The sequence below is a fragment of the Thermococcus sp. MAR1 genome (assembly GCF_012027305.1).
Taxonomy (GTDB): domain Archaea; phylum Methanobacteriota_B; class Thermococci; order Thermococcales; family Thermococcaceae; genus Thermococcus.
In genome coordinates this window covers 168,613-189,602 of the sequence record NZ_SNUF01000002.1, presented here as the reverse complement: position 1 = coordinate 189,602, position 20,990 = coordinate 168,613, and the positions used below count along the sequence as shown (strand labels likewise).

21 protein-coding genes are annotated in these 20,990 nt (G+C 54.2%); 10 read left to right on the top strand and 11 right to left on the bottom strand.

The genetic code is table 11. The annotated features are described in order from the left end of the window. Positions 1-19: 19 nt before the first annotated feature. Positions 20-652 carry an HdeD family acid-resistance protein gene (locus E3E25_RS09040; protein WP_167892953.1) on the top strand — a complete coding sequence of 211 codons (633 nt, stop codon included), beginning with the start codon at positions 20-22 and terminating at the stop codon, positions 650-652. 18 nt (positions 653-670) lie between these two features. Here E3E25_RS09040 and E3E25_RS09035 read toward each other — a convergent pair whose 3' ends face one another. The 3 genes from E3E25_RS09035 to E3E25_RS09025 form a co-directional block, all read right to left on the bottom strand. Then, positions 671-1,198 carry a hypothetical protein gene (locus E3E25_RS09035; protein WP_167892952.1) on the bottom strand — a complete coding sequence of 176 codons (528 nt, stop codon included), beginning with the start codon at positions 1,196-1,198 and terminating at the stop codon, positions 671-673. A 9-nt stretch (positions 1,199-1,207) separates the two neighbouring features. Beyond that, a complete protein-coding gene (locus E3E25_RS09030; protein WP_370456677.1) occupies positions 1,208-1,777 on the bottom strand; it encodes a hypothetical protein in 570 nt (189 codons plus the stop codon). Positions 1,778-1,899: 122 nt separating this feature from the next. After that, positions 1,900-3,675: a tRNA uridine(34) 5-carboxymethylaminomethyl modification radical SAM/GNAT enzyme Elp3 gene (locus tag E3E25_RS09025; RefSeq protein WP_167892951.1), complete on the bottom strand. Its 1,776-nt coding sequence runs from the start codon at positions 3,673-3,675 to the stop codon at positions 1,900-1,902. A 98-nt stretch (positions 3,676-3,773) separates the two neighbouring features. Between E3E25_RS09025 and E3E25_RS09020 the strand changes: the two genes are divergently transcribed. Beyond that, on the top strand, positions 3,774-4,526 hold the full coding sequence (locus E3E25_RS09020; protein WP_167892950.1) for a Nif3-like dinuclear metal center hexameric protein: 753 nt from the start codon (positions 3,774-3,776) through the stop codon (positions 4,524-4,526). Here E3E25_RS09020 and E3E25_RS09015 read toward each other — a convergent pair. From E3E25_RS09015 to E3E25_RS09005, 3 genes are read right to left on the bottom strand one after another with little or no spacing between them, the layout of a single operon-like run. After that, the gene (locus E3E25_RS09015; RefSeq protein ID WP_370456676.1) at positions 4,513-4,878 is read right to left on the bottom strand and encodes a hypothetical protein; all 366 of its coding nucleotides are present in this window, start codon (positions 4,876-4,878) and stop codon (positions 4,513-4,515) included. The two genes, E3E25_RS09020 and E3E25_RS09015, sit on opposite strands and share 14 nt — an antisense overlap. Before the next feature lie 15 nt (positions 4,879-4,893). Beyond that, on the bottom strand, positions 4,894-7,623 hold the full coding sequence (gene alaS / locus E3E25_RS09010; protein ID WP_167892949.1) for an alanine--tRNA ligase: 2,730 nt from the start codon (positions 7,621-7,623) through the stop codon (positions 4,894-4,896). 57 nt (positions 7,624-7,680) lie between these two features. Further along, positions 7,681-7,977, bottom strand: coding sequence for a hypothetical protein (locus E3E25_RS09005; protein ID WP_167892948.1), 297 nt, complete (start codon positions 7,975-7,977; stop codon positions 7,681-7,683). 252 nt (positions 7,978-8,229) lie between these two features. Here E3E25_RS09005 and E3E25_RS09000 point away from each other — a divergent pair, with 252 nt between their 5' ends. From E3E25_RS09000 to E3E25_RS11680, 4 genes are read left to right on the top strand one after another with little or no spacing between them, the layout of a single operon-like run. Further along, a complete protein-coding gene (locus E3E25_RS09000) occupies positions 8,230-9,780 on the top strand; it encodes a sodium:alanine symporter family protein (RefSeq protein ID WP_167892947.1) in 1,551 nt (516 codons plus the stop codon). Positions 9,781-9,822: 42 nt separating this feature from the next. Beyond that, on the top strand, positions 9,823-11,205 hold the full coding sequence (locus E3E25_RS08995; RefSeq protein ID WP_167893165.1) for an acetyl ornithine aminotransferase family protein: 1,383 nt from the start codon (positions 9,823-9,825) through the stop codon (positions 11,203-11,205). A 42-nt stretch (positions 11,206-11,247) separates the two neighbouring features. Beyond that, entirely contained in the window at positions 11,248-12,033 is a 786-nt protein-coding gene (locus E3E25_RS08990) for a phospholipase D-like domain-containing protein (RefSeq protein ID WP_167893164.1), read from the top strand. Further along, the gene (locus E3E25_RS11680; RefSeq protein ID WP_255496504.1) at positions 12,026-12,148 is read left to right on the top strand and encodes a hypothetical protein; all 123 of its coding nucleotides are present in this window, start codon (positions 12,026-12,028) and stop codon (positions 12,146-12,148) included. Before E3E25_RS08990 ends, E3E25_RS11680 begins: the two co-directional genes overlap by 8 nt. On the opposite strand, the gene hisS is transcribed toward E3E25_RS11680, so the two are convergent. From hisS to E3E25_RS08965, 5 genes are all read right to left on the bottom strand, one after another. Then, positions 12,149-13,462, bottom strand: coding sequence for a histidine--tRNA ligase (gene hisS / locus E3E25_RS08985; RefSeq protein ID WP_167893163.1), 1,314 nt, complete (start codon positions 13,460-13,462; stop codon positions 12,149-12,151). It lies immediately after the preceding gene. Between the two features lie 66 nt (positions 13,463-13,528). Beyond that, entirely contained in the window at positions 13,529-14,143 is a 615-nt protein-coding gene (locus E3E25_RS08980) for a MarC family protein (protein ID WP_167892946.1), read from the bottom strand. Between the two features lie 105 nt (positions 14,144-14,248). After that, positions 14,249-15,373, bottom strand: coding sequence for a cation:proton antiporter (locus E3E25_RS08975; RefSeq protein WP_167892945.1), 1,125 nt, complete (start codon positions 15,371-15,373; stop codon positions 14,249-14,251). 1 nt (position 15,374) lies between these two features. Beyond that, the gene (locus E3E25_RS08970) at positions 15,375-16,517 is read right to left on the bottom strand and encodes a cation:proton antiporter (protein ID WP_167892944.1); all 1,143 of its coding nucleotides are present in this window, start codon (positions 16,515-16,517) and stop codon (positions 15,375-15,377) included. A 30-nt stretch (positions 16,518-16,547) separates the two neighbouring features. Beyond that, complete coding sequence (locus E3E25_RS08965) at positions 16,548-17,093, bottom strand: HPP family protein (protein ID WP_167892943.1); 546 nt, start codon at positions 17,091-17,093, stop codon at positions 16,548-16,550. A 157-nt stretch (positions 17,094-17,250) separates the two neighbouring features. On the opposite strand from E3E25_RS08965, the gene E3E25_RS08960 reads away from it, so the two are divergent. The 4 genes from E3E25_RS08960 to E3E25_RS08945 all read left to right on the top strand — a co-directional run bounded on the left by E3E25_RS08960 (position 17,251) and on the right by E3E25_RS08945 (position 20,990). Then, complete coding sequence (locus E3E25_RS08960; protein WP_167893162.1) at positions 17,251-18,717, top strand: NAD(P)/FAD-dependent oxidoreductase; 1,467 nt, start codon at positions 17,251-17,253, stop codon at positions 18,715-18,717. Between the two features lie 82 nt (positions 18,718-18,799). Then, positions 18,800-19,408: a DUF257 family protein gene (locus E3E25_RS08955; protein ID WP_167892942.1), complete on the top strand. Its 609-nt coding sequence runs from the start codon at positions 18,800-18,802 to the stop codon at positions 19,406-19,408. Beyond that, positions 19,395-20,006, top strand: a complete 612-nt coding sequence (locus E3E25_RS08950) for a DUF257 family protein (protein ID WP_167892941.1) — start codon at positions 19,395-19,397, stop codon at positions 20,004-20,006. The genes E3E25_RS08955 and E3E25_RS08950 overlap by 14 nt, the downstream gene beginning before the upstream one ends. Before the next feature lie 66 nt (positions 20,007-20,072). Then, positions 20,073-20,990, top strand: a complete 918-nt coding sequence (locus E3E25_RS08945; protein ID WP_167893161.1) for a TIGR00269 family protein — start codon at positions 20,073-20,075, stop codon at positions 20,988-20,990.

Here is a 20,990-nt window from a genome sequence, read left to right as displayed (position 1 = left end):
GCGTTTTGGAGGTAATACCATGGACGAAGTTAAAGAGCCTTCCGGGGTCAGGGAAAATGAAGCGATGACCCCTGAAGAGTACAGGGAGGAGATGGCCAAGGAGCAGATGGCCAGCCTGATGGCCCACTGGCCCTGGTACCTGATCCTCGGTATAGTGCTCACCGTTCTCGGTGTCGTTGGTTTGGGGATGCTCCCCTTCTTAACGCTCGCCAGCATAGCCGTCTTCGGCGTCTTCCTGATAGTCGGAGGCATAATGCTCATATTCGCGGGACTCTTCGGCCGCGATGAAACCGGAGGGACGAGGGTATTCCAGCTGTTGCTGGCGGTTCTCTATCTCGCCGTTGGCGTTACAATGATAGAGGAGCCGCTGATGTCGGCAAGGGTACTGACGTTCATACTCGGCGGGGCCTTTTTCATCTTCGGTATCCTCAAGATACTCATGGGATTCAAGGTCCAGAACGGCGGGCTAGTGATGTTCTCGGGCGTCATAGACTTCTTCATTGGAGGGATGATACTCGCCAACTGGCCCGAGTGGAGCCCCTGGGTCATAGGCATCTTTATCGCCGTCGAGCTTATAGTTGCTGGTGCCAGCTTCGTAATCATATCGCTCGGCGCGAGGTCAATGAAAAAAGAGGCGGAGATCGGAGGATAATCCTCCCACTCTTTTTATCTAACTTTTTCCATAGGCGACTTTGAATGCTCCCCAGTCTGTTTTTTCGCCGTAGGTCACGGTGAAGTTGACAAGCTCGTACCTCTCGGGTTTTCCATCGGGTTTGTAGAAGATCAGGTGATATCCTGGCTCAACGTACCAGTACATGGCACTGGTTATCACGAAGAAATATTTAGAGATGGCCAGCCTTCTCCTGCACTTCTCGCTCACGATGAATTTCTCTCCATCCCAGAAGGCGACATCAGCACACCAGCCGGGGGTTTGAATCTCCAAAAGAACGGAATTGCCGTAGTCCTCTCCCCCCTTGAGTATCAGATGTTTCTGCATGTCGACCGCGTTCTCCCAGGTGTAGTTGCCGAGCGTGATGTTCTCAAGGAGGACTATCTGGCCCTTCGGCGCGGCGACGCCGTATGGAACGGTCTTGTGGGTGAGGATGGGGTAGTAGATTATCCTGAAAATCAGGATACCAAAGATAAGAACTATGAGAAGAACCTTAAGCCGAAACTCCGTTTCGTAGGATATCCTCATGGAACCACCTCATGACTTTCCAAGGGACACCTTAAATGCCCCCCAATCCGTTCCCTCACCGTAGGTGACCGTAAAATTGACCAGCTCGTAGTTCTCCACTTCCCCGTCTTTGTGGAACACGAGGACGTATCCCGGCTCCAGGTACCAATAGAGTATTTCGTTTGCCTCGTGTGTCGGAAGCCTCTTGAATGCATACTGGCTCAGCTGAACCTCCCTGGCACAGTCGTACTTCAGCTGCCAGCCCTTCGATGAGCCGCCCCAGATCCAGAGGTCAATGCACCAGCCAGAGGTGGTCACCTTCATGGTCAGCGTATCTCCGGCGTCATCGTTGCCCCTGAGCACAAGCAGGTTGTTCCCGGACGTTGCCGGAACGGCGTTGGTGTAGTTAACCCCTCTAATGGTGAAGTTCTGGGCAAGAACGATCTGTCCCTTTGGGGCGGCAACTCCCCAGGGGTTGGTCTGATGGCTCAGCAGGGGGTAGTACACTATCATGAATATGGCGATTCCAAAAATGAGCGCCAGTATGAGAACCTTGACTCTGAAACTTGTCTCATAGGATAGCTTTTTCTTCAGGGCCACTGTGCTTCACCTCAGTCCATACTTGTTCACCAGTGCTTAAAAGTTTTACTAGCAAGAAAAGGTTTTTTCCTCAGAACTGGGTGATAAAAATAAACTGAGGTCAAGGAGGTACAAACCACCTTTCAGGTGTTCAGGTGCCCGTCGAAGTGCCCGCGGATTTCGAAGTCAGCGTAGCCCCTATCGAGCCTCTTCGCCACGTAGGGCCCGTTCTTCCGGTAGCCGAATTTCCGGTAGTAGTTCCTGACGCCGACACCGCTGATGACGAGCATCTTCCTGACGTCGAACTCCTCGCGAGCTATCCTCTCGGCCTCGCTCAAAAGCTCCCTTCCATATCCCCTGTGCTGCCACTCGTACTTAGGCTTTCCACCTATCGGCACGAGCGGGCCGTAAACGTGGAGCTCCCTGACTATGGCTGAGGGACAGCAGTTTATCTCCCTCCGGTGGGCCTTTTCACTCGGAATTCTGAGGCGGAGGAAGCCGATGAGGATGTCGTTTTTGACGTCCTCAAAGCTGAGGAATATCTCTTTACCTCCAGCCGCTTCATAGTCCTCACGGAGCAGTTTGATGTGCTCGATTTCGGGCTGAACCCCGAACTTCTCCATCATGTGGCCGACTTCCCTAAAGCGAATCTCCCTCGGTCTTATGCCCCTCTTAACCAGCTCGTTGAAGACTAACTGACCCAAATTGGAGTGCTTGACGCCGTCAACGATGAGCTGAACTGGAATATCGCGCTGGATTCTCATCACGCGGACCCACTTGGGAAAGAGCTTGTATGCCTCAACCAGAAGCTCAACGGCTTCTTCCGTGCGGTAAGGACGATATTTACCCTCCTTCCACCAGCGATAGAGCGGTGCATCTGCCGTAACGAGCGTGGGGTATATCTTCAGCATGTCCGGACGGAAGCGAGCGTCCTCAAAGATAGCCTGAAAAGTGTAAAGGTCGCGCTCGAAGTTGCTCCCCGGAAGGCCCGGCATTATGTGGTAGTTTATTTTAAGGCCGGCATCGCGAAGGAGTTGCGTGGCCTTAACGATTTCCTCAACGCCGTGCCCCCTCTTAGTCCGCTCGTGGATGAAGTTGAATACCGTCTGGACGCCGAGCTCGACCCTCGTGGTTCCGAGGCGGAGCATTCTGTCTATTTGCCTCTCAAAGGCCCAGTCCGGGCGGGTTTCAATGGTCAGGCCGACCATCCTGACCTTAGCCCTCTCGTTCTTCCTCTGCTCGTCTTCGAGGTAGTAGTAGGGCTTTGAGTGGGTTTTCTCCCATGCTTCCTTAAACTTCGGGTCCTCGTCAAAGACGGACTCATCTCCCTTAACAATTAGCCTGACGAGCTTCTCATCGAGGTTTTCTATATCCCTAAAGTGCGGGAAGTCGTTCATCGCTTTGAAGGCACACTTGACGAACCACTCCTGGTAGTCGAGATCAACCGCTGGAAAAGTACCTCCCTGGATGATGACCTCGACCTTGTCGACGTCGTGCCCTATGTCGGTGAGCTGCTTCAACCTGCGCATCATGATGATGTATGGATGATACGCGCTCTGGACGGCCCTTAAAGCTGAAGGCTCCCTTCCCGTGTAGCTCTGCGGAGAGCCAACGCTCGGCCCGCCGGGGCAGTATATGCAGCGCCCGTGTGGGCACGGGAAGGGCTTGGTCATCATAGCTACGACTGCCACGCCGCTTATCGTTCTCGTCGGCTTTCTTTTGAGCAGTTCCCTGAACTCTTCCCTTCTTTCCTCGGGGATGGCCTTGAGGATGTCCGAGTTACCGGGAATCTTCGAGAGATGATACTTCCTGGATACGGCTATCTTGTACCTGTTGAGCTCCTCACGGCCCTTTATCTCGCCGTTCATAACGGCCCTCGCGAGCTCCTCAACGGCCTTCCTAAACTCATCCTCACCCATCTCAACACCTCTCGGCTGGAGTTGAGGCTCGGTTTTAAAAGGGTTTGCTGGACATATTCAGTTAGTGAATAATTCACCAGGTGAATAGAGGTGAGAAAATGAACCGTGACGAGCTCGTTGCCTTCCTCGACGAATACCTCAACGTTCAGGCTTACCCAGACAAGTCGAGCAACGGCCTCCAGGTGGAGGGAAAGGAGGAAGTTGAGAGAATAGCTTTTGCCGTCGATACGACGCTTAGAACCATAGAGCGGGCCGTTAAAGGAAAAGCCGACATGCTGATAGTCCACCACGGTATGATATGGGGCGGCCTTGGATACATCACCGGAATACACTACAGGCGTTTGAAGGCCCTTATGGAGGGCGGAATAAACCTCTACGCTGCCCATTTGCCCCTCGATGCCCATCCCGAGGTTGGCAACAACGTTGAGCTTTTAAGGCTCCTCGGTATAGAGCCAATGGGACCCTTTGGGGACTACAGAGGCCTGAGCATAGGCTTCTACGGCGAGTTTGAGAAAGAACAGCCAATAGAAAAGGTGGCACAGGTAATAGCGGAGAAGCTCGACACCACCGTCAAGACCTACGAGTTCGGGAAGCGTAAAATTAAAACCGTTGGGGCAATAAGTGGGGCAGGGGCCTTCGCTTTGGAAGAAGCCCACAGAAAGGACATCGACCTGCTCGTAACGGGCGAGTTCACCCACGCGGATTATCTAACGGCCATCGACCTGCCGCAGAGCGTCCTCGTTGCCGGCCACTACAAGACCGAGACACTCGGGGTTAAAGCGCTCATGGAGGTCGTGAAAGAAAAGTTTGGGATCGAAGTTTTCTTCATAGACGAGCCTACTGGGCTCTGATGCCCCGTATCTTTTCCCTGAACTCCTCCGGCCCGAGGATTCTTAACTCAACGCCAAGCTCCATGGCGTACTCGTTTATCCAGCCTAATTGGGGGGCCTGAAACGGATACACAACCCAGAGCTCCGAGAAGCCGGCTCTGGAGGCTTTAACAATGTTGTATAGGAGCCTCTGGCGGATCCACTTGTAAGAGTTCTCGAACTCGATTGCGAGCAGTTTCTTTCCATCGTTCAGTATCGCCAGGTCGATTCTAGTGCCGTCGGCTGTTCGATACTCGGGAACCGCCGTTAACCCCCTTCCTCTGGCTATCTCAGTCGCTTCCTTGGTTAGGGCCTTCACTCTGATTTCAACCACCCAAAAAGTTTTGAATCAGCCGAGGTGCTTTCTTACCTCGGCTATAGCCTCTTCCGCCTTCAGCGGGTTCCTGATTCTGCCCTGGGCGAGCTCCTTCCTTCCGCCACCGCCACCGCCGGCGACGCTCGTTATCACCTTCGCCAGCTCGCCGGCCCTTACGTCCAGGCCATCTCCTACTGCAACGACGAAGTGGCCCTCCCCGCTGATGAGGGCTATAACCCTCTTCTCCTTCCTGAGCCTGTTGGCGGCCTCGCGGAGGTCGTCCATCGCACCCTCAACGACGGCTCCGATGAACTCTATCTCCCCAATCTTCTCAGCTTTGCCCTCAAGCTCGTAGACTAAAAGCTTGGCCAACTCCTTTCTGAGTTTCTCCACCTCTTTCCTAGCCTGCTTCCACTCGTTGAAGAACCTTTCCGCTGTTTCGGGCACCTTCTCCGGAGGAACGCGGAAGACCTCGCTCGTCCTCTTAAGTATCCTCTCCGTCTCCTGCATCCAGTTGATTGCGGCTTCACCTGCCGCGAAGATTATCCTCTCGACGCCGTCCTGTATGCGCTCCGTCCTGAGAATCTTAATCGGGCCTATAAGACCTGTGTTCGGCAGGTGCGTTCCACCGCAGGCCTGGACGTCCCAGTCCTCGATGTTGAGGACGCGGATTACCCTTCCTGGGACAACTCCACCCTGGTAGAGGCGGAAGCCGTACTTCATCTCGGCCTCGGTCCTTGGAAGCCACTCCCAGGTTACCTTCCTGTTCTCCATGACGACGCGGTTCGCGAGGCGCTCGATTTCTCTGAGCTCTTCCTCGGTTATGCGCTTGTAGTGGGAAATATCTAACCTGGCCCAATCGGTTGAGAGCTGGCTTCCGGCCTGCCAGACGTGCTTGCCTAGGACCCTAACTAGAGCCCCCATGAGAACGTGGGTCCCCGTGTGGTGGCGCATGTGCTGGATTCTCCTCTCCCAGTCGATCTTCCCGTGGACGGTCATGCCCTCTCTGAAGGCCTCGGGCCTCTCCACCCTGTGGAGGATTACCTTTCCGACCTTCTGGACGTCCAGAACCTTCACTCCGCCCAGCTCACCGAGGTCGGATGGCTGACCACCGCCCTCCGGATAGAAGGCAGTCTGGTTCAAAACGACCCAGTCCTCTATGACCTTAAGAACTTCCGCATCGAACTCCCTCATGAAGGGGTCTTCGTAGTAGAGCGTCCTCGTGTCGGGCAAATCTTTGACCAGCTCGAAGTCAACGACGTATTTGGCGGCCTCTTCTCTGGCCGTCTTCTCGGCGTCCTTCGCAACCAGCGTGTAGAAGTTGTCAGGGATGTGGACCTTAACCCCCTCCCTCTTGGCGACTTCCGCGACTATCTCCGGCGTTAAGCCATGGCTCTCGTAGAACAGGATTAGCTTTTCGAGGGGTATCTCGGTCTTTCCGGCCTTTTTGAGCTTTGCAACCTCTCTCTTCACGAGGTCGCTTCCGCGCTTGAGGGTTTCCTGGTAGCGCTTCTCCTCGACGTTGACTATATCGAGGATTACATCCTCCATCTCCTTGAACTCCGGGAAGGTCGGGGAGAGCTCCTTTATGTGCATGGCGACGATCTCAGCGAGCGGTGTCTCAAGCCCAAGCTCGCGGAGGTGCCTTATGCTCTTCCTTATAAGAAGCCTAGCCAGATAGCCGGCTTTAACGTTGGAGGGGATTACACCGTCGGCGAGCATGAAGGTCAAAGCCTTCGTGTGGTCGGCTATGGCATAGATGAGCTCGTAGGGCCTTACTGCCCTTTCAAGCTCCTCGACGCTTATGCCGACGCGCTCGGCCACTTCCCGGCGGAGAACCTTGAGGTCGCCCATATCCTCTATGTCGAACATTCCTGCCAAACGGGAGTTCTCCATCAGAATTCTCTCGTCTATCCTCTCAACTCCAGCGAGCTTCTTGAGCGGCTCAACGACATAGGCAAGAACGGCATCGTAGGCAGTCGGCGTCCCCTGGCTCATCCACACCAGGCGCTCAAGGCCGTAGCCGGTGTCAACCACCCTCGTCTCCATCGGGACATAGTAGTCGCCCTTTATCTCGACGACCTGGTCGGCTGGAGCGTTCTCAGGGGCCTTCTTGTACTGCATGAAGACGAGCGTTGCCACCTCAAGACCGCGGTAGAGGACTTCAAAGGCCGGTCCGGCATTTCCTCCACCGGCCCAGGGGTTCTCCTTGAAGGTTATATCCTCAGCCTTCATTCCCAGCTCCTTGGTGAAGAACTCGAAGGCGAGTTCAACAGTCTCGTCCATCCAGTAAATCGGCTTGTCAGGGTAGTTGAAGGCGTGGTGCGCCATCATCTCGAATATCGTGAAGTGCCTGCCGGTTATTCCGACGTTATCTATGTCGGTGAACCTTATTGAGGGCTGGCTTATCGTGAGGGGGTTGGCCGGCGGATCGGCCTCGCCGCTGATGACCCACGGCTGAAAGTCCATGATCGAAGCCCCAACGAGGAGCACATCATCGCGCCATCTCGGCAGAACGGGGTAGCGCTTTACCCTTCCGTGCCCGTGCTTCTCGAAGAAGCTCAGGAACTTCTCGCGCATCTCCTCAAGGGTGTACTTCTTGGGTATGCCGGGCTTTCCGATGAACTGATATTCGTCGCACGGCGGGTCTCCGCAGGTCTCCCTGTCCGGGTCGAGCGTCCAGAAGAACTTGCCGCACTTGGGGCACTGCTTCCTTATCCATCCTTCCTCCTTAAACATCCTGGTCGTCATGTCCATGCTCATGAGCCTCACCTCTTTGAACTGAAATAGAAACGTGGATAGGACTAATTAAGGTTTTCCTCACTCCTTCGAATCGGGAGTTAGATCAACCTCAATATCCTCAAACTGCTCCTCGTCGATGTGTACCACTGGAACCTTCAGCTTTCGAAGAAACTCCGCGAGTAACTTCTCGCGTTTTTCCATCAACTCCAGCTTATGCCTTAAGCTCGCGTTCTCTATTGCCAGGCGATTTGCCTCGTCCACCTTCAGGTTGAGCTGCATGCGGAGTTCTATTATCTCTTCCTCAAGCTCCCTGATGGAGCGTTCGAGCCTTTCAATCTCCTCGATGTAGTCCTTACAAAGGTGCTCCCTTATCATTCCGGTCAGCCCCGCGAAACATCATCACTGCTCAGGGGGCTCCAGACTCATCATCCCCTAATAATAGCGCGTCCCTGCTCATAAGCCTTTGCCTGCGAAAGTTTTTCAAAAATGAAACAGTTTTCTTTTATTAACCTCAAAGTCAAACTTTAAAAGGATAAAAGCACATAGATGTACTGGCCAGTAACGTTATGTGCAGCATACGCGGCAGAAGGTCATCAAACCCCATGTTTGGCTTGAGAGGTGTTGAAAATGAGCGCCATCGTGGACTTTATAAACTGGCTCGATGGGGAAGTCTGGGGCATACCCATGATAGTGTTGCTGCTGGGCACCGGCATTCTCCTGACAGCGTTTCTGAAGGTTATACAGTTCAGGCGCCTGGGCTGGTCCATCCGCTTCACCCTCTTTGAGGGCAGGAAAAAGACCGGTAAGGGAGATATCACCCCGTTCCAGGCACTGATGGCAACCATCTCAGGAACAGTCGGTATCGGAAACATAGCCGGTGTCGCAACGGCAATCCATTTCGGTGGCCCCGGAGCCCTGTTCTGGATGTGGATAACAGCGCTGGTGGGAATGGCCACGAGGTACTCTGAGGGACTCCTCGGAGTTGCCTTCAGGGACACCCTTCCAGACGGAACCATGATAGGAGGAACCTTCAACTTCCTGGAAAAGGGCTTTGCCATGGAGAACATACCCAAGACCGGCAAGTACATAGCTTCGATATTTACCCTGCTGTTCGCACTCTTCGTCGGCTACGATGCAACAAAGCTGGGCGGCGCGACTCAGATAGGGGCCATCATCGTTGCCATACTCTTCGGTATCCTCGGCCTGTTCCTGCTCAAGGACGACGCCTACCCGACGCTCGGAAAGGTGCTGGCAATACTCTTCGCACTCTTCGCCTCCATAGCGGCCTTCGGAATAGGCAACATGACCCAGTCCAACTCGGTCGCTGACGCCCTGAAAACGGCGTTCAACGTCCCGATGTGGGTCACTGGCCTGGTCCTCGCGATCCTGACGTTCATAGTCGTCATAGGAGGTATCAAGAGGATCGGTGAAGTCGCGGAGATGCTCGTGCCCTTCATGGCGATAATATATTTCCTCTTCGCCATAGGCGTCTGGATCAAGTTCGCAGGAAAGCTACCGAGTGCGATAGCACTCATCGTCAAAGACGCCTTCACCGGAAAGGCTGTCGCGGGAGGTGCGATTGGCCAGGTCATCCTCTGGGGTGTCAAGAGGGGACTGTTCTCCAACGAGGCCGGTCTCGGTACGGCTACCCTTGCGCACGCGGCCGCTAAGACAGACCACCCCTCAAGGCAGGCCCACGTTGCCATGCTCGGTCCGTTCATCGACACACTGATCATCTGTACCCTCACCGGTGTCTCAATAGTCGTTACTCAGGCCTACCTCAACCCCGAGCTCAACGGTGCACCGCTCACCCAGGCGGCATTTGCGGCTGCCTTCGGTCATGCGGGCGAGATAATGGTGGCAATAGGCATCGTCCTCTTCGCGTACTCGACGATACTCGCCTGGTCCTTCTACGGCAGGCAGAACGTCATGTACCTCGCCAAGTGGCTCGAGCAGGACCCGGAGAAGTTTGCCAAACTCTATCCGAAGCTCCACCTGGTCTACAACCTGCTCTTCGTCGTCTTCATCTACGTGGGTTCAGTGACCAAGCTGGAAACCGTCTGGAACTTCTCGGACATGATGAACGGACTCATGGCAATACCGAACCTGATAGGCCTGCTCGTTCTCTCCTGGTACGTCAAGAAGAAGACGGACGAGTTTGTCGCGGCCAACCCGTAACCTTTCGTTTTTTCAACTTTTTAGCTCTTTGAGGCGATGAAAATGACTTCTGAGTATCCAAAAATCGTTGTTAATCCCCCCGGACCAAAGGCCAGGGAACTCATCGAGAGGGAGAAAAGGGTTATCTCGCCAGGTCTTGGCGTCAAGCTATTTCCCGTCGTCCCGGAGAGGGGCTACGGGGCGCTGGTAGAGGACGTTGACGGTAACGTCTTCATAGACTTCTTGGCGGGAGCGGCGGCAGCTTCAACAGGCTACGCGCATCCAATGCTTGTAAAGGAAGTTCAGGAGCAGGTGGAGAAGATACAGCACTCGATGATAGGCTACACATACAGCAAGAGGGCCATAGAGGTAGCCGAGATACTCGCGGAAAAGGCCCCTCTGGATGAGCCGCTGATACTCTTCGGTATGAGCGGGAGCGACGCAATGGATTTAACCATGCAGGTGGCGAGGTTCGCCACGAGAAGGCCCTGGATGATAGCGTTCATCGGCGCCTATCACGGCCAGACCTACGGCGCTACATCCATAGCGGCCTTCCAGAGCTCCCAGAAGCGCGGACTGTCACCGTTAATTCCCAACGTCGTCTGGGTACCTTATCCAAACCCCTACCGAAACGTCTGGGGGATAAACGGCTACGAAGAACCGGACGAGCTGATAAACCGCTTTCTCGACTACCTTGAGGGCTACGTTTTCGCCCATGTGGTTCCGCCCGATGAAACCGCCCTCTTAATTGCCGAACCGATACAGGGCGATGCCGGAATAGTTGTTCCGCCGGAGAACTTCTTCGTCGAGCTAAAAAAGCTCCTCGACGAGTATGGCATCCTGCTCGCCATGGATGAGGTGCAGACCGGAATCGGAAGAACCGGGAAATGGTTCGCGAGCGAGTGGTTTAACGTTGAGCCGGATCTCCTGGCGTTCGGCAAGGGCGTCGCCAGCGGTATGGGACTGAGTGGAGTCATCGGAAGGAAGGAACTCATGGAAGACCTGACGAGCGGCTCGGCGCTCCTCACACCGGCAGCGAACCCGGTGGTTTCCGCGGCTGCCTACGCGACGCTGAGGATAATAGAGGAGGAGAACCTCCTTGAAAACGCCCTGAGGGTTGGGGAATTCATAAGGAAGCGCCTGATGGAGATGAAGGAAGAGTATGAGGTCATAGGGGATGTCCGCGGAAAGGGACTGATGATTGGGGTTGAGGTGGTCAAGCCGGACGGAAAGCCTGACCCGGAGCTGACGGGAAAGGTATGCTGGCGCGCCTTTGAGCTCGGCCTGATCCTGCCGAGCTACGGGATGTTCGGGAACGTTATCAGGATAACGCCGCCTCTGGTGATAAGAGAGGAGCTTGCCGAGAAGGGCCTTGAGATTATGGAGAGGGCCTTGAAGGACGCACTGGCCGGGAAGGTTGCCCGGAGAACGGTGACCTGGCATTAAATTTTTTAAGAATCCTTTCCCTCTTTTCTCTTTGTGGGGAACATGAAGCGGCTCATTATTCCGCTCCTCATGGTCTTTGTACTACTCTCAGCTGGCTGTCTGGGCAACGGCACCACTAAAACGATGACTTACACCATCACCGCAACAAAGACAGAAACCGAGACTTTCACGAAAGTAGTGACCGCTGAAAATCAAGTAAACAGGGAACTGGAAAACAACCTCACGAGATGCAGAACCGAGCTTCAGCTCATCAAAAACGCCCTTAACCTGACCGCGGAGAGATTTCAGGAGCTGGAATCCAGATATGAGGAATGCGCCTCAAAACCAAAAACTGTGACGAGAACTACCACCTCAACCAGTATCGACCAGGAAGAAGGGCCGAAAGTTCTCCTGCTGGAGGACGGGAACTACTACAGAAGCCTGATTTCGGCAATAGATGGTGCTGAGGAGAGCGTTTATGTGATGGTTTTCCTAATGAAGTACGATCCAGAGGACAGCCACGACCACGCCAACGACCTGATAAAGGCACTTGTGCGGGCGAGAAAGAGGGGAGTCCGGGTTTACGTTCTCCTTGAAGATGGTCTGGACGTGAACGAAGAGGCCTACCGCTATCTGAAGGAAAACGGGGTTGATGTATCCTTCGACTCGCCCTCCACAACCCTCCACGCCAAGGTCGTCATTGTGGATGGAAGACTCGTCTTCATAGGAAGTCACAACTGGAGCGAAAGCGCCCTTGACTGGAACCATGAGGTCAGCGTTATGGTCGTGTCTGAGGAACTAGCCAGAGACCTCATCGGGTACTTTGAGGAGGTGAAATCAAATGCCTGAAAGGTTGAGAAGGGTCTATCTGAAGTGGCGTTCAAGGTGCCCCTTCGTGAGGAAAATCGAGGAGTGGCGGATGAAAAGAAAAGCCCGGGAGTTCCGGGTGAAGGTGAAAAAGTAGCTAACCGCCCAGCATTCTCCTGATAACCTCTACGACCCGTTCCTTTTCCACCGCCCTCTGCTCGCCGCTCTCCATGTCCCTTATTGTTACTTTGCCCTCAGCCAAGTCCCTCTTCCCAACGAGGACGACGTAGGGGACGCCCAGTCTCCCCGCGTAGTCAAGCGCCTTCCTCAGCTTCCTTCCGGTCAGCTCGACGTCGGCCTTAACTCCTGCCCTTCTGAGGGAAGAGACTATCCCGATGGCGGCCTTCCTAAGCTCCGGCTCCCTTCCGATCGGAACCACGTAGACCTCGGGTCTGAGCCTTGGCTCCGGAATGAGACCCTTCCACTCAAGGATCGGGATGAGACGCTCTATACCTATGGCAAAGCCCGTTGCTGGAGTCGGCTTTCCACCAAAGACCTCAATGAGGTTATCATAGCGGCCTCCACCACCTATCGAGCCTATGCCGAGGTCATTGGGAGCTATGGCCTCGAAGACTATGCTAGTGTAGTAGTCAAAGCCCCTCGCTATGCCGAGGTCTATGAGGATTCTCTCCTTAACGCCGTATGCATCGAGGAGGTCAACAAGCTCGTAGAGCCTTCTGATTTCTGCCTTTGCCTCATCGCCCGTGAAGAGCTCCTCCGCCTTTGGTAGAACCTCGTCGGGTTTGCCCTTGATCTCGATCAGCGAGAGGACCTTCTCAACGCCTTCTTCATTCAACCCAAACTCTTTCAGGGCACCTATGAAGTCCTCCCTGCTCATCTTGTCCTTCTTGTCTATGAGCCTCATTAAACCCACATCGTCCTCAACGCCGAGCATCTTGGCGAACTCGTCGAGGAGAACCCTATCCCCTATGTTGACGGTGAAATCTTCAAGGCCCGTTGCGAGGTAGCTCTCCACGAAAAGGGCTATCACTTCAGCATCGGCCTCCACCTTGTCGCTCCCGAGGAGCTCAACTCCCGCCTGCCAGAACTCCCTATAGCGGCCGCTTTGGGGCTCCTCATAGCGGAACATGTTGGCCATGTAGTACCACTTTATTGGCTTAGGCGCGTTCTGGAAGGAGTTGACGTAGAGACGAGCCACGCTCGACGTCATATCGGGCCTTAAAGAGAGGTTTCTGCCGCCCTTGTCGTCGAAGGCGTAGAGCTGTTCCACCACTTCCTCGCCGCTCCTGAGCTGGAAGAGCGTGGTGTATTCAAAGGTCGGTGTGAGAACCTCATGAAAGTTATAGCGTTCGAAGACCTCGCGTATTCTCTCAAACACCCATCTCCTCTTGGCCATCTCCTCCGGGAGCAAGTCTCGCGTTCCCTTAACCTTTTCAAGCCTAACTTTCATCTTCAACCCTCCTTTTGAAGAGAAAAGAGGAAGGGGTTAAAAGTTTAGCCCAGGAGTTTTTGACGTTTATCCAGCAGACGTCATGAGCAGGTATATTCCAACGACGCCCTGCACCATCATCTGCGCTCCGATTGCCATCGTGAACATACCTATTATCCTGATGAAAACACCCAGCGTGGTCTTGCTCACGTTCTTGATGACGTACAGCGTGACGAACATCACAAGGGCCGTCAGCAGTATGGCGATGAATATCGCGGCTGTGGCGTGGTAGAGGCCTCTCTCGGCAGTGAGGGTTATGGCGGTGGTTATCGCCGCCGGACCGGCTATCAGCGGTGTCGCAACAGGAACCGCGGCCAACGCCAGTATGTTCTTCTCCCTTTTGAGTGTTAGCATTCCACCGCTTTCGAGGGCTTCTAAACCGATTTTGAAGAGCACGAAGCCACCCGCCACACGGAGGGCGTTGATGTCTATGTGAAAAATCTGCTGAAGGATTATCTGCCCGGAAACCGCGAAGATGAACAGGAGAAGAAAGCCTATGAGGTTCGCCCTCACGATGAGGGTCCTTATGTCCTCTATGTGGAAATCCTCGCGGAGGAGGCTGACCAGGAGTATCTTGTCGCTCGGGTCTATCATGATGAGCATGAAGAGCGCCGAACTGAGTATTGAAAGCCACTCGCTCATGTTCGCCACTGCGGTGAGGGTTTTATAAAGCTATGCCCCAAAGTGTGCATAGCGATGACGACACCGGCACTGGCTGAGGTGTGATGACCACTCCGGTTGGCTGAGCTACCGTGAGTAAAGCCACTTAAGGAGCGGCGGCGTTATTACGGTCGTCACGAAGACCATGAGGATTGCTACGGTGAGCGCGTCCGGCCCTATTATTCCACTGGCCATCGCGACGGCGAGCATGGCAAGCTCCACACCCAGGCGGGGTACCATTCCAACACCAATCTTGAGGGAGGAGTTCCAGTCGAAGCCTGCCATCCTGGCTCCGGCGCCGCATCCGAGGATTTTGCTCGTTATCGCCGCCACGGTGTAAAGAACCGCGAAGAGGCCGGCGTGAAGTATGTAACCCAGCTCGATCCTCATTCCCACCTCGACGAAGAAGAGCGGTATAAAGAGCGAGTAACCGATGACGTTCATATGATCCATTATGCCCTTCTTTTTGGTGCTCTGGCCGAGGGCGAGGCCGGTCAGGTAGGCTCCGAGGATTGACGCTAGGTTCAGGTGTTCGGCGAGGTAGGCGAAGGCTATCAGAAAGACGAGGGCGAATGCCGTCTCCGCCTCCGGGAGGTCAATGCGGGAGATCAGCTTGAATGCCCTGTCCGCAAGGCTCGGCCCAAAGTACAGGAAGAAAAAGAGAAGGAAGGAAACGGAAATAAGAACCTCCGCGAGGCTCGCGTAGTTTACCGCACCCCCCTTTATCATCGAGATGGCCACGGTTAAGATGAGGATTCCAAGAATGTCGTCAACTACGGCAGCAGCTAAAATCGTCGTCCCCTCCCGGGTGTTCAGCCTCCTCAGCTCCATGAGAACCTTCACCGTTATGCTGACGCTCGTGGGGGTCATCATGGCGCCGTAGAGGACGGCCTCGTGAAGGGGGACGAAAAAGTAGGCAACTGAAAAGCCGAAGACGAAAGCCATCAGAACTCCAATGCCCGCCACTATCACGCTCTGACGGCCGACACGTTTGAACTCCTCCAGCTCGCTCTCCAAACCGGCTATGAAGAGGAGGAGCAGGACACCAAGGTTGGCGAACTGCCCGATGATCGGGTTGGTGTCAAAGAATATTCCTATGATGAGACCCCCAAATATCTGGCCGAGAACCACGGGCTGGCCGATGCGCTCGAATATGTACCCGACCAGCTTCGCCGTTGCAAGCATCAGGGCCATCAGGAGTAGTATCTCCATATCACTCCCTCGAAAACGCCCATTTGAGGAAGAAGGGTGTCACGAGTGTTGTGATTATCACCATGCTGACGGGTATTGAAAACGTCCCCCTGTCGAAGACGCCCTCGCGGAGGGCAATGTTTGCCATGATGAGCGCGACCTCCATCCTAGGGACCATTCCCACACCGATCTGCAGGGCTTCCCTGCCTTTGAACTTGGTCAGCAACCCACCAATGCCACAGCCAACTATCTTTCCGAATATAGCCAGAAACGCATAGAGCCCGGCGAACGCCCCTATATGAGCCAAAACGTGGATGTCCGTCTCAACACCTATGCTGACGAGGAAAACGGGAATGAAGAGGGAGTATCCGATGGTCAGGGTCTTGCTCGTAACCTCCCTGGCCTCGGCACTTCCCGCTATAAGGAGGCCCGCCAGATAAGCGCCGGTTATGCCTGCCAGCTGAAACTGTTCGGCTATGTAGGCGAAGATCAGCATTATGGCTATTGCGAAGGCCGTTATAGTCTCAGGCAGGTTTATCCTCTCCGATGCACGGAGGGCTTCTTTCACCGCTGGACTGCCGAGGAGGAGGCCGAGGAGAAAGAACAGCGTGACCTCGCCGAGGATTATGAGGACATCCACAGGGTAGACACTCCCTTTGGTGTTCATCGCCACGAGAACCGTTAGGATTATTATGCCAAGGACGTCGTCAACTACGGCAGCAGCTAAAATCGTCGTTCCCACGCGGCTCCTCAGCTTCTTCATCTCCATGAGTATACTGGTCGTCAATCCAACGCTGGTGGCTGTTAAAATTCCACCGAGGAAGAGAGCCTGGATGTCGGAGTAGCCCCAGGCTAAAGCGCCAATGTAGCCAAGAATGAACGGTATCATGACGCCGAGAACGGCAACTATGAAGGCCGAGATACCAACGTTCTTGAACTCGTCGATATCGGTCTCCAAGCCAGCCAGAAAGAGCAGCATGACGACTCCAAGCTCGGCAACGAGTTTAACTCCCTCATCGTACGTTACAATGCCAAGCAGGGAAGGGCCTATGATAATCCCGCCGATGAGCTGGCCGAGGGCCGCTGGAAAGCCGAGGCGAAGGGTAAGGTAGCCGAACAGCTTCGCAACTATGAGTATCAGCGCCAGCTCCAGGAAGACGTCCATGATTATCATCCCGCGTTAGTTTTGAGCAACTCAGGCCGAGACTATGCGGATGAGCCTTATTATGTCCTTGACCTCCAGAACGCCGTGAACGTGGCGGTTCTCGTCAATAACAGGGAGATGGTGCTTTCCCGTCTCGATCATTATCTTTATCGCCCGTCCAAGGTCATCCCCAACGTGAATGGTTATGGGCTTTCTCACCATTATGTCCCCAACGCGCGAGGCATGGCTTATCGAGTACTTCTTGAGAAGACCTATTCCGACTATCGAGTACCTCCGCGGCGGCTCGAAGAAGTGGAGGAGATCCTTCATCGTGATAAATCCCATGAGCCGGCCCTCATCATCAACGACGACGGCGGAGCTTTCCTCATCCCTGAGGTTCTGCACCAGCTTCGATATAGAGTCCTCTGGATGCAGGGTGAGGAATTCTCTGTCCATGACTATCCTGACCGGAACCTTCGAGATGTAGCGGATGTTGTGGCTCATCTCCTCCTTTCGCTTCAACTGGAGCATTCTACGCTTGCTGTGGATTATCTTTATCTTCTTTGCCTTTGCGCTCTTCGATTTGCCACTCATCATGCTCCCACTAAGGATTTTACTGCCCAATTCTGTTTAAAGGTTTCGGGAAAATAGTAATCAAAATTATGTTAAATAAATGCGCATAAACAGGTCATATTAACCAAAAACTTGCCAAAAAGTTTTTAAGGCATTGCCCATAAACATCGACAAGGGAAATATGGTTTCTGGAAACGGAAGCGGAAAGACCTACGACGTCGTAATTATCGGAGCCGGCCCGGCGGGTCTTTTTGCGGCCTATGAACTGGTCGAAAAGAGCGATTTTAAGGTTCTAATAGTTGACGAGGGCGGGGACATCGAGCAGAGAATCTGCCCGATGTACGATCTGGGCTACTGCATAGGCTGCCAGCCCTGTCACATCATGAGCGGCGTGGGAGGTGCAGGGGGCTTAAGCGATGGCACGATAAACCTCCGCCCGGACATAGGCGGCGACCTGAGCGAGCTAACGGGAGATGAAAACTACGCCTGGCAGCTCGTGTGGGAAGTTGACCAGATATTCCTGAACCACAAAGCGCCGAGGAACCTCTTCAAGGGTAACCCGGAGGAAGTCAGGTACTGGGAGCAGAAAGCGGCCCAAGCCGGCGTTAAGTTCATACCTATAATCCAGCGCCACATCGGCTCCGACAGGACGCCCGAAGTCATAGCGGACATGAAGAAGTACCTTGAGAGCAAAGGCGTTGAGTTCCTCCTCTGGACCAAGGCTCTGGAGTTTGGGAAGGGCTGGGTGAAAGTAAAGCGCAGAAAGGACATTTTCGAGATAAAAACTAGGTACACGATAGTTTCACCCGGCCGCGGCGGGGCCGACTGGTTCCACGAGGTCGCCCGGAGGATAGGCCTAAAGGCCAGGCACGGGCCGATTGACGTCGGCGTTCGCGTTGAAGTGCCGGCGATAATCATGGATCCGATAACGAGCATAAACCACGACCCCAAGTTCCACATATACACGAACACCTACGACGACTTCGTGAGAACATTCTGCACGAACCCCAATGGCTTCGTCGTTGAAGAGCGTTACGACGGTTACGTTGGAGTGAACGGGCACTCGATGCACGAGAAGAAGAGCAACAACACGAACTTCGCATTCCTCACGAGGATAGAGCTGACCGAGCCGGTTGAAGACACCACCGCCTACGGCAGGAGCATAGCCCAGCTGGCGACGACGATAGGTGGCGGAAAGCCCATACTCCAGAGGCTCGGCGACCTGAGGCGCGGAAGGAGGAGCACTTGGGCCAGGATAAGGAGAAGCGATGTAGAACCGACGCTAAAGCACGTTACTCCGGGAGACATAGCGATGGCTTTACCGCATCGCGTTGTCACCAACATCCTGGAGGGTTTGGAAAAGCTCGACCGGGTTCTGCCAGGCGTTGCGAGCGACCACACCCTGCTCTACGCGCCCGAGATCAAGTACTACGCCATGAAAGTTGAGGTGAACGAGGACTTAGAGACAAGCATTGAGAGCATCTTCGCCGCCGGTGACGGCGCTGGCCTGAGCAGAGACATCGTGAACGCTGCCGCCACAGGTCTGCTCGCGGCGAGGGGAATACTCAAAAAGGAGGGCCTCTATACGGAGAAAGAATTCAGAAAACCTGGCAACTGGAAGGCAAAGATTGAGGATCTCAAACCATAAAAACATCAAACCTTCTCACTCTCTTGGCATTGGCAAAAGTATATTTAGTTGAAGTGCAATAGGTTAGACTTGAGACGATACCATGACGGGCCTGTTGAGCCAGCTTCCAAGGATAAAGGAAGGCATAGTGCTCGTTGAGTACTCCTCGACGGATCATCCCGAGAGAGCCATGGCGAAGATATTCATGGAATGGATGAACCTTGGAATAATCCCCCTGATAGTTGACATAGGCGATGCCCTTCACGTTTTTATTCAAAACCTGCGGTTTCAGGGCATTGAGCTCCCCATAGAAAACGTCCCCGTGATAAAGGAGAAGGGAACGGTCAAGGTCGGAAACGTTGTGGGGAACGTGGACGTTGTAGATGATTTCGACCACCACCTAGCCATCTACGCCAAGTTCGCCAAGGAGGTCCCCCTGGAGAGCCGGAACCACACCATCGTCCTTGGAATGGAGCGGTTCTCCTTCACGTTCATGTCGGATCCCCCAAAGCTCGAAAGATATTTCGAAAAGATAACAAGACTCTACCTTCCGGTCGAGGGGAGGACAAGCTTTCTTTTCCTGAACACGGATATAGCGTCGGACTACCTCAGAAAAGGACTTGAGCAGGATTCCGACTACGTGGTCGAGGTGGAGGGACGAAACGCGAGGCTCCTAAAATCCCCCGGAGGGGTAGGATATGAGATTCTCTGAGTATCTGAGCAGGATTGGACCGGGTGAAACCGTTCTCATAGAGCACACTTCGCTGTCTCCATATCCAAGGCTGTTCCACGCGATAGGAAGCGTTCACGGCTGGGAGAAGGTGCTCCTGATAGACATCCTGGACTCAACAATGTCTGCCATCCGATGGCTTAGGCTGGCCGGGTTCACAGTTCCCCAGCACACAAAGAGAATAAAAGCCGGAGGAATGTCCGAATGGGGAGAGGTGCTCTTTGAGGTCGATCCCTACAAAGACCCAGGCATCTTTCTGAGCAGGCTCTCCAAGTGGCTTAGGGATTACTACTCCAAAAACCCCGGGACGATCGCCATAATCATGAACCCGGAGAGGCTCATTCCACTCCAGAACAACAACCCCCGCTTCGTGGTGAGTCTCACCAACCTTAGTGTGGCCTTCATAGGAAATTCCAACAAGAAGGCTTTCTACTTCGTAAACACCGACCTCGCGGATAAAAGATACGTGGCACTCCTGGAGGAGGCCTTCACACGCGTAATAAGGATCGGCGATGAAGGAAAGACCGTGATAGTCAAATCACCCGGGGAGGAAGAGGGGGCGAGCCTGGAACCCGTGTAGACGGAGCCTGCAAGGTTAAATTAATATAACAAATTTCCCCGCTTTAACCCGGTGACCAAGATGCCGATGAAATGCAAGTTCTGCGAGAAGCCGGCCTTCATCAAGCTCCACTACCCGAGGATGTACCTCTGTCCCGAGCACTTCACGGAGTACTTCGAGAGGAAGGTAAAGCGGACCATAGAGCGCTACAAGCTGATAAAACCCGGCGAGAGGATTCTGGTTGTTGTGAGCGGAGGAAAGGACTCGGCTGTCACCGCTCACGTCCTCAAGAAGCTCGGCTACGACATCGAGTGCCTCCACATAAACCTGGGAATAGGCGAGTACTCCGAGAAGAGCGAGGAGTACGCCAAAAAGCAGTGCGAGGCTTTGGGAGTTCCCCTCCACATCGTCAGGGTTAAGGAGCTCCTAGGAAAGGGCATCGGCGAGGTGAGGACGAGAAGACCGACCTGCTCCTACTGCGGGCTGACGAAGAGGTACATCTTCAACAAGTTCGCATACGACAACGGCTTTGATGCAATAGCAACCGGGCACAACTTGGACGACGAGGCCAGCTTCATCTTCGCCAACCTAATGCACTGGAACACCCAGTACCTCGCCAAGCAGGGGCCTGTGACGCCTAGCGAGTTCAACGGGAAGCTGGTGAAGAAGATTAAGCCCCTCTACGAGCTGACCGAGAGGGAGGTAGTCGCCTACGCCCTCGCCAACGACATAGAGTACCACATCGAGGAATGTCCTCACGCGGTTGGGGCAACGACCATAGAGTACAAGGAAATCCTGAACGAGATGGAGGAGAAGAGACCGGGAACGAAAATCAACTTCGTTAAAGGTTACCTAAGAAAGAAGAAGCTCTTCGAAGCCGAACTCCAGGAAACGGAGCTGAGAGAGTGCAAAGTCTGTGGAATGCCTTCGAGCGGAGATATATGCTCGTTCTGCAGGTTCTGGCACCTTGAAGAGCCGCTGGATTTCAGAATAAGGAAAAGATAA

What these genes read in the sequence shown, in the direction of transcription:
- E3E25_RS09040 (WP_167892953.1), top strand. Translation starts at nt 20, where the DNA reads ATGGACGAAGTTAAAGAGCCTTCCGGGGTCAGGGAAAATGAAGCGATG.
- E3E25_RS09035 (WP_167892952.1), bottom strand. Translation starts at nt 1,198, where the DNA reads ATGAGGATATCCTACGAAACGGAGTTTCGGCTTAAGGTTCTTCTCATA.
- E3E25_RS09025 (WP_167892951.1), bottom strand. Translation starts at nt 3,675, where the DNA reads ATGGGTGAGGATGAGTTTAGGAAGGCCGTTGAGGAGCTCGCGAGGGCC.
- E3E25_RS09020 (WP_167892950.1), top strand. Translation starts at nt 3,774, where the DNA reads ATGAACCGTGACGAGCTCGTTGCCTTCCTCGACGAATACCTCAACGTT.
- alaS (WP_167892949.1), bottom strand. Translation starts at nt 7,623, where the DNA reads ATGAGCATGGACATGACGACCAGGATGTTTAAGGAGGAAGGATGGATA.
- E3E25_RS09005 (WP_167892948.1), bottom strand. Translation starts at nt 7,977, where the DNA reads ATGATAAGGGAGCACCTTTGTAAGGACTACATCGAGGAGATTGAAAGG.
- E3E25_RS09000 (WP_167892947.1), top strand. Translation starts at nt 8,230, where the DNA reads ATGAGCGCCATCGTGGACTTTATAAACTGGCTCGATGGGGAAGTCTGG.
- E3E25_RS08995 (WP_167893165.1), top strand. Translation starts at nt 9,823, where the DNA reads ATGACTTCTGAGTATCCAAAAATCGTTGTTAATCCCCCCGGACCAAAG.
- E3E25_RS08990 (WP_167893164.1), top strand. Translation starts at nt 11,248, where the DNA reads ATGAAGCGGCTCATTATTCCGCTCCTCATGGTCTTTGTACTACTCTCA.
- E3E25_RS11680 (WP_255496504.1), top strand. Translation starts at nt 12,026, where the DNA reads ATGCCTGAAAGGTTGAGAAGGGTCTATCTGAAGTGGCGTTCAAGGTGC.
- hisS (WP_167893163.1), bottom strand. Translation starts at nt 13,462, where the DNA reads ATGAAAGTTAGGCTTGAAAAGGTTAAGGGAACGCGAGACTTGCTCCCG.
- E3E25_RS08980 (WP_167892946.1), bottom strand. Translation starts at nt 14,143, where the DNA reads ATGAGCGAGTGGCTTTCAATACTCAGTTCGGCGCTCTTCATGCTCATC.
- E3E25_RS08975 (WP_167892945.1), bottom strand. Translation starts at nt 15,373, where the DNA reads ATGGAGATACTACTCCTGATGGCCCTGATGCTTGCAACGGCGAAGCTG.
- E3E25_RS08970 (WP_167892944.1), bottom strand. Translation starts at nt 16,517, where the DNA reads ATGGACGTCTTCCTGGAGCTGGCGCTGATACTCATAGTTGCGAAGCTG.
- E3E25_RS08965 (WP_167892943.1), bottom strand. Translation starts at nt 17,093, where the DNA reads ATGATGAGTGGCAAATCGAAGAGCGCAAAGGCAAAGAAGATAAAGATA.
- E3E25_RS08960 (WP_167893162.1), top strand. Translation starts at nt 17,251, where the DNA reads ATGGTTTCTGGAAACGGAAGCGGAAAGACCTACGACGTCGTAATTATC.
- E3E25_RS08955 (WP_167892942.1), top strand. Translation starts at nt 18,800, where the DNA reads ATGACGGGCCTGTTGAGCCAGCTTCCAAGGATAAAGGAAGGCATAGTG.
- E3E25_RS08950 (WP_167892941.1), top strand. Translation starts at nt 19,395, where the DNA reads ATGAGATTCTCTGAGTATCTGAGCAGGATTGGACCGGGTGAAACCGTT.
- E3E25_RS08945 (WP_167893161.1), top strand. Translation starts at nt 20,073, where the DNA reads ATGAAATGCAAGTTCTGCGAGAAGCCGGCCTTCATCAAGCTCCACTAC.